Here is a 13,424-nt window from a genome sequence, read left to right as displayed (position 1 = left end):
CATGGCCGACAAGTCGCCCGACGCTCCCGCCCTGACCCACATCGACGCCCGCGGTGAAGCCCGCATGGTCGACGTGTCGGACAAGGCCGCGACCGAGCGAACCGCGACCGCCGAGGGCCGCGTCGTCATGAGCCCGGCGACGCTCGAGCTCATCCTGTCCGGCAACGCCAAAAAAGGTGACGTGCTCGGAACTGCCCGCATCGCAGGCATCATGGCCGCCAAGCGGACCTCCGAGCTGATTCCTCTGTGCCACCCGCTGGCGCTGTCCAAAGTCACCGTCGACATCACGCCCGATGCCGCACTACCCGGCTGCCTTGTCAGCGCCACCGTCAAGGTGACCGGGCCGACCGGCGTGGAGATGGAAGCCCTGACGGCCGTGTCCGTCGCCTGCCTGACCATTTACGACATGATCAAGGCGGCCGAGCGCGGCGTACGCATCGAAGGTATCCGCTTGACCGAAAAGATCGGCGGCAAGTCCGGGCACTATCGCGCCTGAAGAGATTACCAAGCCAAATACAACTTCGAATTAATTGTTCGCTAACTCAACTTCCTAACCTCACTTCCATTGCGGACCGATAGCAATGGTTGTGGGAGGGACATCGTAGCGGTTCCATCCCGAAGCGCCGATCGCAAGCGTATTCAGGACCGATGACGACCAACGCTAGTCCAGGGAATGCCCTCAGAGCTTCGACCGACCGCGGTGGACCGATCCGCTGGCTGGTCGGCGGAGGCCTCGTGCTGATTGCAGCCATCGCGATCGGTACGACCATCATGGCCGACAGTTTCCGGGAACGCGCGCTGAACAGCGCGACGCGTGAGCTGGAGAACACCGTCCTTCTGCTGGCGCGCCATTTCGATCAGCAGATGGAGGATCTCGGCGCGATCCAGCGCGATCTCGCCAACTACGTCCGACAGAACCACATCGACAGCGGCGCCCGCTTCAAGGAGCAGATGGGAAGCGCCGCCGTCAATGCCATGCTGAAGGACAAGCTGAGCGCGGTGACCTATGTCGGCGGTTTGAACATCTTCGACTCCGACGGCAACCTGATCAACTCCGGAGCGGCCTGGCCGGTGCCGCCCGTCAACATTGCCGATCGCACCTTTTTCAAGCGGCTGAAATCCGATCCGACCGCGCCGCAACTGCTGATCGAGCCGGTGGTGGGCCGGATCACCGGCACATATGTCGCAGTCATCGCCCTGAAACTGACCAGTCCCAACGGCGAGTTCCTGGGCATCATCAGCCGCAGTCTCGAACCCATCAATGTCGAGCGGTTCTTCGCCTCGGTCGCGCTCGGGCCCGACGCGGCGATCTCGATGATGCATCGCGACGGAACCCTTCTGGCCCGCCATCCACGCCATGAGGGCATGCAGAACCAGAACTACAAGAACGCGCCGATCTTCCGCCAGATCCTGGCCGGCGATGGCAACACCACGGGCATTTTCAGCAGCCCCGTCGACGGCGAGCACCGCATCGGCGCATCGCACCGGCTGACGAGCTATCCCTTGATCGTGACTGCGACGACGACGGTCTCGGCGGCGCTCGCCGACTGGCGCGAGCAGATGCGCTTCCTGATCGCCGTCGGCGTGACGTCGGTGCTGCTGATCGCCGGCATGCTTTACGTCGTGGTGCGCCGGCTGATCAGCGACCACGACGCCTCCAGCCGCCGCTTGACGCTGGAGAAGGAACGGCTCGACAAGGCCGTCAACAACATGACCCAGGGCCTCTTGCTGTTCGATGCATCGGAGCGCCTGGTCATCAGCAACCAGCGCTACGTCGACATGTACGGCCTGTCTGCTGACGTCGTGAAACCAGGCTGCACGTTTCGCGCGCTGATCGCGCACCGCAAGGTCACCGGCTCGCTGGCGGGCGACGACGTCGAATATGCCGATGCGGTGCTGCGCGACATCGGCCGCAAGACCTCGCAGATCATCGAGACCACGGACGGTCGCTGGATCCAGATCGTCAACGAGCCGATCGCGGGCGGCGGCTGGCTCGCCACCCACGAGGACATTACCGAGCGCAAACGGTCCGAGGAGCAGATCACGCATCTGGCGCACTACGACGCCCTGACGGATCTGCCGAACCGCACCCTGTTTCACGAGCGCCTCAAGGAGGAGCTGACCGGCGTCCCCCAAGGCCGGCGCCTCGCGCTGCACTACATCGACATCGACGAGTTCAAGGGCGTCAACGATTCGCTCGGCCACCTCATCGGCGACGAGCTGTTGAAATCCGTCGCGGCGAGCCTGAGCGCCTGTGTCGGCACCGCGGGGTTCGTCGCCCGCCTTGGCGGCGACGAGTTCGCCGTGGTCCAGACGGCGATCCGCAACCGGGAGGATGTCGAACAGCTGATCGAGGATATTCTCGGCGCGATCCGCGCCCCGCGTGACTGCCTCGGCCATCAGCTCACCGCCGACGCCTCGATCGGCGTGGCGCTGATCCCCGAGCACGGCACCGATCTCGACCAGATCATGAAGAACGCCGATCTGGCGATGTACGCCGCCAAGGCCGCGGGACGCCGCACCTGGCGCTTCTTCGAGCCCGAGATGGACGCCCAGATCAAGGCGCGCCACCAGCTCGAGGTCGACCTGCGCCAGGCCATGGCCGACGATCGACTCGAGGTCTACTACCAGCCTTGTCTGAGCCTGCAGGACGACCGCATCGTCGGTTGCGAGGCGCTGGTGCGCTGGAAGCATCCGACCCGCGGCGCCGTCTCGCCGGCCGAGTTCATTCCGATCGCCGAGGACACCGGCCTCATCAACCTGCTCGGCGAACGCGTCCTCCAGGTCGCCTGCACCGAGGCGGTGAGCTGGCCGGACGACATCCGGCTCGCCGTCAACGTCTCGCCGGTGCAGTTCAAGAGCGGCACCCTGGCGCTCAAGGTCGCCAATGCACTTGCGACCTCCGGCCTGCCGCCGCATCGGCTGGAGCTCGAGATCACCGAAGCGGTGCTGATCCGCGACGACGACGCGCTCGACACCCTGCACCAGTTGCGCGCGCTCGGCGTCCGCATCGCGCTCGATGATTTCGGCACCGGCTATTCGAGCCTCAGCTATCTCCAGCGCATTCCGTTCGACAAGATCAAGATCGACCGCTGTTTCGTCAAGGACATCACCGAGAGCGAGGGTTCCGCGGCGATCGTCCAGGCCGTGGTCAACATCGCCGCCATCCGCAAGATGTCGACGACCGCCGAGGGCGTCGAGACCGAGGCGCAGCGGCAGGTGCTGAAGCGGCTCGGCTGCTCGGAGATGCAGGGCTATCTGTTCAGCCCTCCGAAGCCCGCAGCCGACGTGCGGCAATTGTTCGCCGCGCAGCGCGCCAATCCCTCATCCGGCCGCCGTTCGCGCTCGGACGCCGCCTGAGCCGGTTCCGAACCGATAAATACCGTTGCAATTTGAGGCTTTTCCGCAAGCCAGATTCAAACCCTGCCGACCGGTCGTGCCTTGAAGTCCACGGCTCCGCCATGATCTACGGGACACAGACGGACATACTCCGTGTTCGCCTGTACACACTGGTCGAAAACCACGGCGGGACGGCCTCAGGGCCGCCCCGTCGGGTGTGAGCATCGCAAGCCGCGCACCCGCCCGCTTCGCAGATCAGTTCGGCACCGCCGCCTTGGCGCGGACGTCAGCGTTCACCGTGACGCCCCGCAGCACGTTGAATGCGGCGTGCAGCGCCTTGTCGTCCTTCTCGTCCGGCGGAACGTAGGACTGCGAGCCGGTCTGCTCGGTGCCGTCGGGCGCCGAGAGATGGCCGCGCATGCCGGCCTCACCCTTGAGATCGCCGCGATCCTTCAGCTCGTCCGGCACGTCCTGCTTGACCTCGATGTCCGGCGCGATGCCCTGCGCCTGGATCGAGCGTCCCGACGGCGTGTAGTAGCGCGCCGTGGTCAGCGCCAGCGCGCCGTTGCCGGCGCCGAGCGGAATGATGGTCTGCACCGAGCCCTTGCCGAACGAGCGCGTGCCGACCAGGGTCGCACGCTTGTGATCGTGCAGCGCGCCGGCCACGATCTCCGACGCCGAGGCCGAGCCGCCATTGATCAGCACCACCAGCGGCTTGCCCTTGGTGAGGTCGCCGCCGCGCGCGGTGAAGCGCTGCGTCTCCTCCGGATTGCGGCCGCGGGTGGAGACCACCTCGCCCCGCGGCAGGAATGTGCTGGAGACCGACACGGCCTGATCGAGCAGCCCGCCCGGATTGTTGCGCAGGTCGACCACGTAGCCGGCGAGCTTCTCCTGCGGGATCTCCTTGGAGATGCTGGCGACCGCCTTGCGCAGACTCTCGGTGGTCTGCTCGTTGAAGGATGTGATGCGGATATAACCGATGTCGCCGCCTTCGGTGTGATAGCGCACCGGGCGCACCTTGATGATCTCGCGCGTCAGCGTAACGTCGAGCGGTGCGTCCTTGCCCTTGCGCATGATGGTGAGCTTGGTCTTGGTGTTGACGCCGCCCTTCATCTTGGCGACGGCCTGCTCGAGCGTCAGTCCCTGCACCGCCTCGCCGTCGATCTTGGCGATGAGATCGCCCGAGAGAACGCCGGCCTTGGACGCGGGCGTGTCATCGATCGGCGCGACGACCTTGACCAGGCCCTCCTCCATGGTGACCTCGAGACCGAGTCCGCCGAACTCGCCGGACGTGGTCTCCTGCATGTCGCGCCAGGACTTGTCGTTCATGTAGCGCGAATGCGGATCGAGCGAGGACACCATGCCGTTGATGGCGCCTTCGATCAGCGCGGGATCGCTCGGCTTCTCGACATAGTCGGCGCGAACACGCTCGAACACCGCGCCGAACAGATTGAGCTGCGAATAGGTGTCGGCCATGCCGGCCGCGGCCTTGGCCTTCGCAACGAGTTGCGCGCCGTCGGGACCCGTGACCATCAGGGTCAGCCCGACGCCGGTCATCGTGCCCGCCAAGAACAGCCAGTTTTTTCGCATTGTTTGCTTCCCGAGCGTTTGTTGGATGGCCGGCCGATCAAATGGTCCGCACGCATCGCCGGCGCGATTTGTGTTGCGAACACACACCACATTTCCGGTTTCTTCAAGGCCGATATTGCGCCGCCGTACCGGGGCCCGACCGCCGGCGCTCGCATCCGAAATGGACGTTCACAGGCTGAAATCAAGCTCAAGGCTGCGCCGGCGCCGGGCCCGGCTGAACATACCCCGTCTTTCACGGACACCCATGATCACAATTCGACGAGCCGTGTACCACGCCGCGATTTGATGGCCTGGGCCTGCGGGGCGCCGCTCCCCGCGCGCGCCCGGGAAGCTCGAGTTCGGAATGGCTTGCTCCCGGCCCGCTCGATGGGCAATGCTCCGCAGCAAAACCGCAAGCATGACAGTCGCTGGGAGGCAAACATGAACCAACGGACCCCGATCGAGGCCGGGTGGCGGAACGTCGAACTCGGCTCGAGCGACGAGAAGTTCCAGAACCTGCACGAGCTCATCCGCAAGGCGCGCGCCCAGCTCAACCAGAACGCCTGGGACTACATCATCGGCGGGGCCGAAACCGAGACCACGCTGCGCCGGAACCGGATGGCGCTCGACGAGATCGCGTTCCGTCCGCGCGTGCTGCGCGACGTGTCCAGGGTCGATGCCTCGGTTGAAACTTTCGGACGCAAGCTGCGCCTGCCGGTGGTCATGGCCCCGGTCGGTGCGCTCGAAATCTTCGATCCGGCAGGGGCGGCCAGCGTGGCCCGCGGGGCGGGCCGATTCGGAGCCGCGCACATGCTGAGCTCGGTGTCGGAACCCGGGCTGGAGAAGACCGCCGAGGCCGCGCCCGACGCGCTGCGAATCTTCCAGCTCTATGTCCGCGGCGACGACGCCTTCGTCGAGGACTATGTGAGCCGGGCGGTCGCCAACAGCTACACCGCGTTCTGCCTGACCGTCGACACCGCCCATTACAGCCGGCGTGAGCGCGACATCGCCAAGCGCTACGTCCGCGAAAGCCGGCTGCGCGCGACCGGCGGCGACCACCAGAAGGCGCTGAGCTGGCACACCGTCAAGCTGATCAAGGACAAGTTCAAGCTGCCGCTGATCATCAAGGGCATCGCGACCGCCGAGGACGCGCAGATTGCGGTCGATCACGGCGTCGACTGGATCTACGTCTCCAACCATGGCGGCCGCCAGCTCGACCATGGCCGCGGAGCCATGCATGTGCTGCCGGAGATCGTCGCCGCCGTGAAGAGCCGGGCAAAGATCATGGTCGACGGCGGCTTCTGCCGCGGCACCGACATCGTCAAGGCGATCGCCTCCGGCGCCGACCTCGTCGGCATCGGCCGGCTGCAATGCTGGGCGCTCGCCGCGGCCGGCGAGGACGGCATCCTGCGCATGCTCGAGCTGCTGGAGGACGAGGTGATCCGCACGCTCGGCCTGCTCGGCGTCACCTCGTTCGCGGAGCTGAACGCGTCCTATCTGCATCCGGCGGCCGCCACCAACCTGCCGAGCGTGGTCAGCGCGTTTCCGCTGGTCGACATCGAGCCCTACCGGTATTGAGGAGGCGCCGCTTCCGTCCCACGCAAGGCATCGTCGACCCGCCCCATGCCCGCCTCCGCTCTCCGCCCCGGCGTCGCCGACGCGCTGCTGTTCGACCTCGGCCGCGTCGTCATCGACATCGATTTCGTCCAGGTGGTCTCGCGCTGGGCAGCGCATGCCGGCTGTCCGCCGGAGCGCATCGCCGCGCGCTTCGTGCGCGACGAGATCTATCACGGGCACGAGCGCGGCACCGTCTCCGATGCCGCGTTCTTCGCCAACCTGCGCCGGCAACTCGGCATCGACATCACCGACGCGCAGTTTCTCGACGGCTGGAACGCGATCTTCGTCGGCCCGATGCCGGGCATCGCCCCGCTGCTCGCACGCGCGGCTTCGAGACTGCCGCTCTATGCCTTCTCCAACACCAACCAGCCGCACATCGATCACTTCTCGCCGCGCTATGCCGACCTGCTTGGTCACTTTCGCGAGATCTTCCTGTCGTCGTCGATCGGCCTGCGAAAGCCGGATGCCGAGGCGTATGATCACGTGGTGCGGGCGATCGGCGCGCCGGCCGAGCGGATCGTTTTCTTCGACGATCTCGCTGAAAACATCGACGGCGCGCGAACGAGCGGGCTGCAGGCGGTGCTGGTGCGCTCGACGGCCGACATCGCCGCGGCGCTGGAGGCGCTCGGGATCTGATCGCGTCGCGCAAGGGTGCGTCATGGCCAGCGGCGTGACGTTCTGAAAGGCTGCGCTCGCAATGACGGTGCCCACTCGTGCAAAATTGTTCTCGCGACACGATGTGCCCGAGCTTTGCTGCTCTCATTTCACCCTCCTCCAATCGGAGGGCGCAGGGAATGCCGGGCTGCAGGCCGCAACCCATGGCCCGCCTGCAGAAAAAAAGCAGGCGGCAGTCACCACAGGTCCAGCCGACATCCGGCATTCCCTGCGCGATGGTCTTCACGCTTATACGCGATCTCCCCGGTGCCCGGCTTGTTGGCCACCGTCGCCGACGGGATCATCAGCACCCTTCGGCTTGGCATCAGCTTCGGGATGCCAGGACCACGCGACTTCACGTCCGCGCCATGCCGTTCGTCCGCGCGCCATCAGGGCACGCTGCGACACGTCGCGGCCACCGCATCCCGCGCTCCACGTCCGTGACGATCGCGAAGCGCCCCTCCTGTCGAGCACGGGACCAAATCAGCATAGCAGCTTTTTCCGAAAAAGCGAATCCTAAATGCGACCGCCGGCAACGGCGCCATCCGGCCCGTCTCCCGCCACATCCGCTGGCCGCAGACGAGCCGGCGCCTAAGCGCATCGGCATCGGCGGCGAGATCGTCAAGATCGCGCCGTGCTCGATGACCATCGTCGGTACGCTCGCCGATTGGTCGCAATGGACCGGCGTGACCTTCGACAGCTCGGGCTAGATCGAGGTCCCCGGTGCTCTCGTGCCCGTGCTCGCGTCGGTCGAGCACGACCGTGCCGCCTATGTCGAGCCGAATGTCTGGATTCGGCATCCGCTCTGACGCGGTGCAGGTCGTCCGCGCGACGATCAACGCGCCGGCACGACGCGCTCGTTGAGAAATCCGATCACCACGTCGAACGCCTGCCGTCGATTCCGCTCCATCAGGATCATGTGCGTGCCCTGCCCGATCTCGACCAGGCGCTTGTATGGCGCGCTCACGAGGCGAACGAACAGGTCGTGCGCCATCCCGAAGCGGACATCCACATCCCATTCCGTCGCGAGCACGAGAACCGGGCAGTCGATCGTGCTGGGATCGTAGATCGGCTGGTCCACGGTCCAATGCTCGTCCATGTGGCGCGTGCAGATCGAGGGCGTCGCGGCAACGCATATGACGATCGCCTATGACCGGCGCGGATTTGGTGAGACGGTCGCCTATGAGGAAGCTCATTCTCCGGTCGAGGACCTGCTCGCCGTCGTCGACGCGCTCGCGCCGGGGCGGCCGGCGACGCTGATTGCCTGCTCGCAAGGAGGCCGCATCGCGCTCGACTTCGCGCTTCGCCATCCGTCACGTATGGCATCGCTGGTGCTGATCGCACCTTCGATCAGCGGCGCGCCGGAGCCGGTCTATCCACCGGAGATCAAGGCGCTAACGGCGTCGTTGGCCGCTGCCGAGGCCGCACAGGATTGGGATCGGGTCAGCGCTATCAAGACGCATCTGTGGGTCGACGGTCCCTTGCAGCGCGAGGGACGCATCTCCGGCGAGCCGCGCGAGACGTTCCTGAAGAAGAACGCCGCCGCACTCCGCGCGCCGCCAACCGGCGCGACTCTCGATATGGCACCAGCCTTCCCGCGCCTCGCGGAGATCGTCGCGCCATCGCTCGTCATCTGGGGGGACTTGGACTTTCCTCACATCCAGCAGCGAAGCAGGCTGCTCGCCGCAACAATGCCGAACGGGTCAGGACATGAGCTGGCCGGAACGGCGCACCTGCCGAGCCTGGAACGTCCGCAGGAGGTCATGCGGTTGATTGCGGACTTTCTCGCGCGATCGTGAGGCAGCGGCCCGGAAACGGCCCACAGCAGACGGTCAGAACGCAGGGAGCGGCCTAGGCCCTTGGCCGCGCCGTGCGCGTTCGGTTAGAAGGCGATTCATTCGATCTGCCGTCTCCGTCCGAAGGAACTCTCATGGCCCTGATGCCGGTGTCTGATGCGTTGTCCGCCGTGCTCGCCGGCGCCGAACCGCTGGCCGAGGAGCAGGTCGGGCTGGACGAAGCGTTTCACCGCATCCTGGCGCGGGACCTCGCGGCGCTGCGGACGCAGCCGCCCGAGGCGATGTCGGCGATGGACGGCTATGCCGTGCGCGCGGCGGACGCCGCCCAGGCCAAGGCGCGGCTGAAGGTCATCGGCGAGGTCGCGGCAGGGCGTCCGTTCGATCGCGTGGTTGGACCCGGCGAGGCGGCGCGGATCTTCACCGGTGGCGTTGTCCCGGAGGGCGCGGACGCGGTGGTGATCCAGGAGGACACGATCGCCGAAGACGGCCACGTCGTGATCACCGAGGCCGCGATCAAGGGCCGGCATATCCGGCCGGCGGGCGTCGACTTTCACCAGGGCATGGTGCTGCTGAAGTCCGGGCGCCGGCTCAGCGACCGCGACCTGTCGCTGGCGGCCAGCATGAATCATCCGGCGCTGCCGGTGCGGCGCCGGCCGAAGGTGGCGCTGCTCGCCACCGGCGACGAGCTGGTGATGCCGGGCTCGACGCCCGGCCCGGGCCAGATCGTCTATTCCAACGGCTACGCCTTGCGGGCGCTGGTGCGCAACGAGGGCGGGACCCCGATCGATCTCGGCATCGCCGCGGATACGATGGAGGCGACGATCGCCGGCATCCGCCGGGCCCGCGAGGCCAAGGCCGACATCCTGATCACGACCGGCGGCGCCTCGGTCGGCGATCACGACCTGGTCAAGCAGGCGCTCGAAGCCGAGGGCGTCGAAATGGCGTTCTGGAAGATTGCGATGCGGCCGGGCAAGCCGATGATGCACGGACGGCTCGGCGACATGAGGGTGATCGGACTGCCCGGCAATCCGGTGTCGTCCTATGTCTGCGCCATCCTGTTCCTGGTGCCGCTGATTCGGCGGCTGCTCGGCCGTGACGAGGCCGTGATGCCGCGCGAGACCGCCCTGCTCGGCCGCGAACTGGGGCCGAACGATTCGCGCGAGGACTATCTGCGGGCGCAGCTCGAAGAGCGCGCCGACGGCACGCTGATCGCCACGCCGGTGACGCAGCAGGATTCGTCGCTGCTCGGGAATCTCGCGCTCTCGCAGGCGGTGGTGATCCGGCCGGCGTTTGCGCCGAAGGCGCCTGCCGGCAGCCCGTGCGAGATCCTGCGCCTGCCGAACTGAGCCGCTTCCCCGGTAAAGCCCGGTCTGTTCATCATATTTTTAGGATTGCGGAACACACATCGAACATATAGTGTTCGTTCATGATTTGTTTTTAGTATGTTGCGGGCGACGCGATGACGGTCCGACTCCAGGGCGCTCTCAGCCGGTTTGTGCGCGAGGCGCAGCTCTTGGACTCGGACGACAACAAACCGGGGACCAGGTCGAGATGCTGACGCGCAAACAGTACGAACTTCTGCGGTTCATCAACGAGCGGCTCAAGGAAGCCGGCGTGCCGCCGTCCTTCGACGAGATGAAGGATGCGCTCGATCTGCGCTCGAAGTCCGGCATTCATCGCCTGATCACGGCGCTTGAGGAGCGCGGCTTCATCCGCCGGCTGCCGAATCGCGCCCGCGCGATCGAGGTGATCAAGCTGCCCGAGCTGTCGCAGGCCGCGGGCAACCGCCGCGGCTTCACCCCATCGGTGATCGAGGGCAATCTCGGCAAGGTGCGCACCAGCACTCCCGCGCTGGACGATGGCGAGCGCCCGGTCGCGGTGCCGGTGATGGGCCGCATCGCCGCCGGTACCCCGATCGAGGCGCTGCAGACCCGCAGCCACACCATCAGCGTGCCTGCCGACATGCTCGGTAACGGCGATCACTACGCGCTCGAGGTACGCGGCGACTCCATGGTCGATGCCGGCATCCTCGACGGCGACATGGCGCTGATCCAGCGCAACGAGACCGCCGACACCGGCGACATCGTGGTGGCGCTGATCGACGATGAGGAAGCGACGTTGAAGCGCTTCCGCCGCCGCGGCGCATCGATCGCGCTGGAGCCGGCCAACACCGCCTACGAGGTACGCATCCTGCCGCCGAACCGGGTGAAGATCCAAGGCAAGCTGGTCGGGCTGTACCGCAAGTACTGATCGCGAATGGGATCGGTCGATCGGCGGCGGGCGCACGCGCTTTCGCCGCCGATCGGAGGCTGCCCAGCAAAATACGTCACGCGCGAATGCACCTCATGATGTGCAGCGCGGCATGCTCAAACGCTTGTGATCGGCCGCGGGCACACGCGATGCAGATCAGCGCAGAATTGCCGCGAAGCGCGCGCTAACATCACCATCGATGTCCACTCTGATAGAGGCCTGCGCCTGTCCGGGGGGAGCGTGGGTCGGCTATCTCTCAACGAGGAGCGATCCGATGTGTGACTACAGCCTCCATGCGGTTGCGTCCCGTCCCGCCAAGGTCGGCGAGACGTTGATCTCGATGACCTTCCGTGGCACCGCCACCCGCGGCTTCGCGCTGGAGAGCGAGCCGACCGTCGCAGTCTGCATGCTGCCCGGCACCGAGTTGGCCTTCGCCGAGGACGTCCGCTACGACAGCCGCTGGCTCTGGACCCGGACGATCCGCGAGCGCGTCGCAAAGTTCAACAGCATCGAGACTCACATTCCCGATCGCCATCACGACGCGATCGAATTCGCCGACGGGCGCCACGTGCTGGTGACCCAGCTCTGCGAGGGTCAGCGCGTCACCGTGCTGCAATTGCCGGTCAGCAAGCAGCCGGCGGAGCGACGCCCGGACATCGCCGAGGACGTGCCGCCTTCGCAGGCCACACCGATTCGCCGCATCAGCATCACCTGAGGGGTCTCCGCATCGGCATTTCTCTCGGTCGTGAGCGAGCTTTCGACCGTGGGAGATTTGGGTTCTGCAAGCGCAAAGTCCTCTCGGGCGAACCGCACGCCCCGGCATCGCATCGGATAGGAACGACATCCCTCGGCCGCCATGATGTGCCGGGGGAGCCTGCCGCCGTGGTCAACAAGATCGATTGGAACAAGGCCGCCGGGATCACCGAGCCCCGGTGCGATATGCTTGTGTTCGGATGGCTGACAGTCACGGCTGACGACATCGCCATCTGGCAACGCTATCCGCGCGCTGCGTTCACGCTGGCCGAAAGCCCCGCGCTGTTCGATGGACCTGGCAACATGGACCTGGCGACACCGAGTATCATCTCGGCACGTTCGAGCTGCCCGGCACTCAGTCTTCCTCGCCCTGCTCCGTCTCCGGCGGCGTCGCGTCCTGAGGCCGCGCGGCCGGCGCGCGCGGCGTCAGCGTCGTGTCGAACTCGCCGGCCTCGGCGGGCGCCGGCCACCATGGGCGGTCAGTGCCGCCGGCGCGCGCCGGCGTGACGGCGAAGCTCCTGCCCCGCCGCACCAGCATCAAGGCGCCCTGCTGCCGCAGCCGCTCGCGATCGATGACGGCCGCCGCGCAGGATGACGGCGCGGCGCGCGCGGTGACGATGAGCGCGGCACGGGCGCAATCATCGGCGAGCGCCTCGGCGCGCAGGGTCAGGGCGGCGATTCGGCCGTCAGCCATTGCCGCCACGCAGCCCGCCTCGTCGCAGGAGACGCCATCGGTGAGCGATGAATCCGCCGGCAGCCGGGCATCGGCGTCGGCCGCGAGCCACTCCTTGGTGGCGAACACGTCCTTGCCGGTGCGCATCACATGCAGGCGCCCGTCACGGCCGCGCACCGCCACCGCGCGCCCATCGCCGGCGATCAGCACGTCGGGCAGCGGCGTCGCGGCGGCCCACGCGGTGGCCACCACGAGCCCCACGACGCCCGACCAGCGCAGCGGTGTGCGCAGCAGGCCGATCAGGATGACCCCGAGGCTGGCCAGGATCAGTGGACCGATGTCGAAGGCCGGGATGCGCCCGACCGCGCCGGGCAGCGCCGCCACCCAGCGCGTCACCGCGATCATCCAGTCGATGCCGAGGCCCATCAGCGTCCACCAGGGACCGTCGAGCCCGAACGGCGCCGCCACGAGGCCCATCAGGCCGGCCGGCATCACCAGCGCCGAGACGACCGGCATCGCCGCGAGATTGGCGAGCACGCCATAGGGCGTGACGCGATGGAAATGGAAGGCGGCATAGGGCGTGGTCGCGAGCCCCGCGATCAGCGAGGCCAGCAACAGCATCGCAAGCTCGCGGCCGCCCCACAGCGCGATGCGCTGGGTGGCCGAGCTGTCCGGCGTCGCGAACAGTCTGGGCAGGCCGAACTGCACCAGCGCGACCAGGCCGAGCGTTGCCGCGAACGACATCTGGAAGCTCGTGGCCGAATTTCTTATCC

Annotated in this window: 11 protein-coding genes and 1 pseudogene; 9 read left to right on the top strand and 3 right to left on the bottom strand. The window is 66.8% G+C overall.

The features are described from left to right. Position 1: 1 nt before the first annotated feature. Entirely contained in the window at positions 2–496 is a 495-nt protein-coding gene (moaC, locus tag ACQR1E_RS00320; protein ID WP_316165272.1) for a cyclic pyranopterin monophosphate synthase MoaC, read from the top strand. 152 nt (positions 497–648) lie between these two features. After that, positions 649–3,360 (top strand): bifunctional diguanylate cyclase/phosphodiesterase, encoded by a 2,712-nt coding sequence (locus ACQR1E_RS00315; protein ID WP_434896526.1) that lies wholly within the window; start codon positions 649–651, stop codon positions 3,358–3,360. Between the two features lie 234 nt (positions 3,361–3,594). Here the strand turns inward: ACQR1E_RS00315 and ACQR1E_RS00310 are convergent, their stop codons facing one another. After that, positions 3,595–4,929, bottom strand: a complete 1,335-nt coding sequence (locus ACQR1E_RS00310; protein ID WP_315750922.1) for a S41 family peptidase — start codon at positions 4,927–4,929, stop codon at positions 3,595–3,597. Between the two features lie 420 nt (positions 4,930–5,349). Between ACQR1E_RS00310 and ACQR1E_RS00305 the strand changes: the two genes are divergently transcribed. From ACQR1E_RS00305 to ACQR1E_RS00295, 3 genes are all read left to right on the top strand, one after another. After that, on the top strand, positions 5,350–6,486 hold the full coding sequence (locus ACQR1E_RS00305) for an alpha-hydroxy acid oxidase (RefSeq protein WP_316170136.1): 1,137 nt from the start codon (positions 5,350–5,352) through the stop codon (positions 6,484–6,486). Positions 6,487–6,531: 45 nt separating this feature from the next. After that, the gene (locus tag ACQR1E_RS00300) at positions 6,532–7,161 is read left to right on the top strand and encodes an HAD family hydrolase (RefSeq protein ID WP_316175269.1); all 630 of its coding nucleotides are present in this window, start codon (positions 6,532–6,534) and stop codon (positions 7,159–7,161) included. 458 nt (positions 7,162–7,619) lie between these two features. Next, positions 7,620–7,889 (top strand): hypothetical protein, encoded by a 270-nt coding sequence (locus tag ACQR1E_RS00295; protein WP_316193001.1) that lies wholly within the window; start codon positions 7,620–7,622, stop codon positions 7,887–7,889. Positions 7,890–8,014: 125 nt separating this feature from the next. Here ACQR1E_RS00295 and ACQR1E_RS00290 read toward each other — a convergent pair whose 3' ends face one another. After that, complete coding sequence (locus ACQR1E_RS00290) at positions 8,015–8,278, bottom strand: hypothetical protein (protein ID WP_315750918.1); 264 nt, start codon at positions 8,276–8,278, stop codon at positions 8,015–8,017. Here ACQR1E_RS00290 and ACQR1E_RS00285 point away from each other — a divergent pair. From ACQR1E_RS00285 to ACQR1E_RS00270, 4 genes are all read left to right on the top strand, one after another. Beyond that, entirely contained in the window at positions 8,277–8,978 is a 702-nt protein-coding gene (locus ACQR1E_RS00285; RefSeq protein ID WP_316193002.1) for an alpha/beta fold hydrolase, read from the top strand. The two genes, ACQR1E_RS00290 and ACQR1E_RS00285, sit on opposite strands and share 2 nt — an antisense overlap. A gap of 131 nt (positions 8,979–9,109) precedes the next feature. After that, entirely contained in the window at positions 9,110–10,321 is a 1,212-nt protein-coding gene (locus ACQR1E_RS00280; RefSeq protein WP_316193003.1) for a molybdopterin molybdotransferase MoeA, read from the top strand. 205 nt (positions 10,322–10,526) lie between these two features. Beyond that, positions 10,527–11,225, top strand: a complete 699-nt coding sequence (gene lexA / locus ACQR1E_RS00275; RefSeq protein WP_006611089.1) for a transcriptional repressor LexA — start codon at positions 10,527–10,529, stop codon at positions 11,223–11,225. A gap of 274 nt (positions 11,226–11,499) precedes the next feature. Further along, positions 11,500–11,940, top strand: coding sequence for a hypothetical protein (locus tag ACQR1E_RS00270; protein ID WP_315711618.1), 441 nt, complete (start codon positions 11,500–11,502; stop codon positions 11,938–11,940). Positions 11,941–12,333: 393 nt separating this feature from the next. Here ACQR1E_RS00270 and ACQR1E_RS00265 read toward each other — a convergent pair. After that, positions 12,334–13,404 (bottom strand): annotated as a pseudogene (locus tag ACQR1E_RS00265) (ComEC/Rec2 family competence protein); the annotation flags it as partial. Between the last annotated feature and the right edge of the window lie 20 nt (positions 13,405–13,424).

Origin of the sequence: Bradyrhizobium sp. HKCCYLRH1030, assembly GCF_051168395.1 — a bacterium.
Classification (GTDB): domain Bacteria; phylum Pseudomonadota; class Alphaproteobacteria; order Rhizobiales; family Xanthobacteraceae; genus Bradyrhizobium.
Note: the sequence above shows the minus strand (reverse complement) of the source record. Positions and strands in the feature narration are given on the sequence as shown.

Excerpts from the sequence above, each read along its gene's own strand:
- moaC (WP_316165272.1), top strand. The coding sequence starts at position 2 with ATGGCCGACAAGTCGCCCGACGCTCCCGCCCTGACCCACATCGACGCC.
- ACQR1E_RS00315 (WP_434896526.1), top strand. The coding sequence starts at position 649 with ATGACGACCAACGCTAGTCCAGGGAATGCCCTCAGAGCTTCGACCGAC.
- ACQR1E_RS00310 (WP_315750922.1), bottom strand. The coding sequence starts at position 4,929 with ATGCGAAAAAACTGGCTGTTCTTGGCGGGCACGATGACCGGCGTCGGG.
- ACQR1E_RS00305 (WP_316170136.1), top strand. The coding sequence starts at position 5,350 with ATGAACCAACGGACCCCGATCGAGGCCGGGTGGCGGAACGTCGAACTC.
- ACQR1E_RS00300 (WP_316175269.1), top strand. The coding sequence starts at position 6,532 with ATGCCCGCCTCCGCTCTCCGCCCCGGCGTCGCCGACGCGCTGCTGTTC.
- ACQR1E_RS00285 (WP_316193002.1), top strand. The coding sequence starts at position 8,277 with ATGTGGCGCGTGCAGATCGAGGGCGTCGCGGCAACGCATATGACGATC.
- ACQR1E_RS00290 (WP_315750918.1), bottom strand. The coding sequence starts at position 8,278 with ATGGACGAGCATTGGACCGTGGACCAGCCGATCTACGATCCCAGCACG.
- ACQR1E_RS00280 (WP_316193003.1), top strand. The coding sequence starts at position 9,110 with ATGGCCCTGATGCCGGTGTCTGATGCGTTGTCCGCCGTGCTCGCCGGC.
- lexA (WP_006611089.1), top strand. The coding sequence starts at position 10,527 with ATGCTGACGCGCAAACAGTACGAACTTCTGCGGTTCATCAACGAGCGG.
- ACQR1E_RS00270 (WP_315711618.1), top strand. The coding sequence starts at position 11,500 with ATGTGTGACTACAGCCTCCATGCGGTTGCGTCCCGTCCCGCCAAGGTC.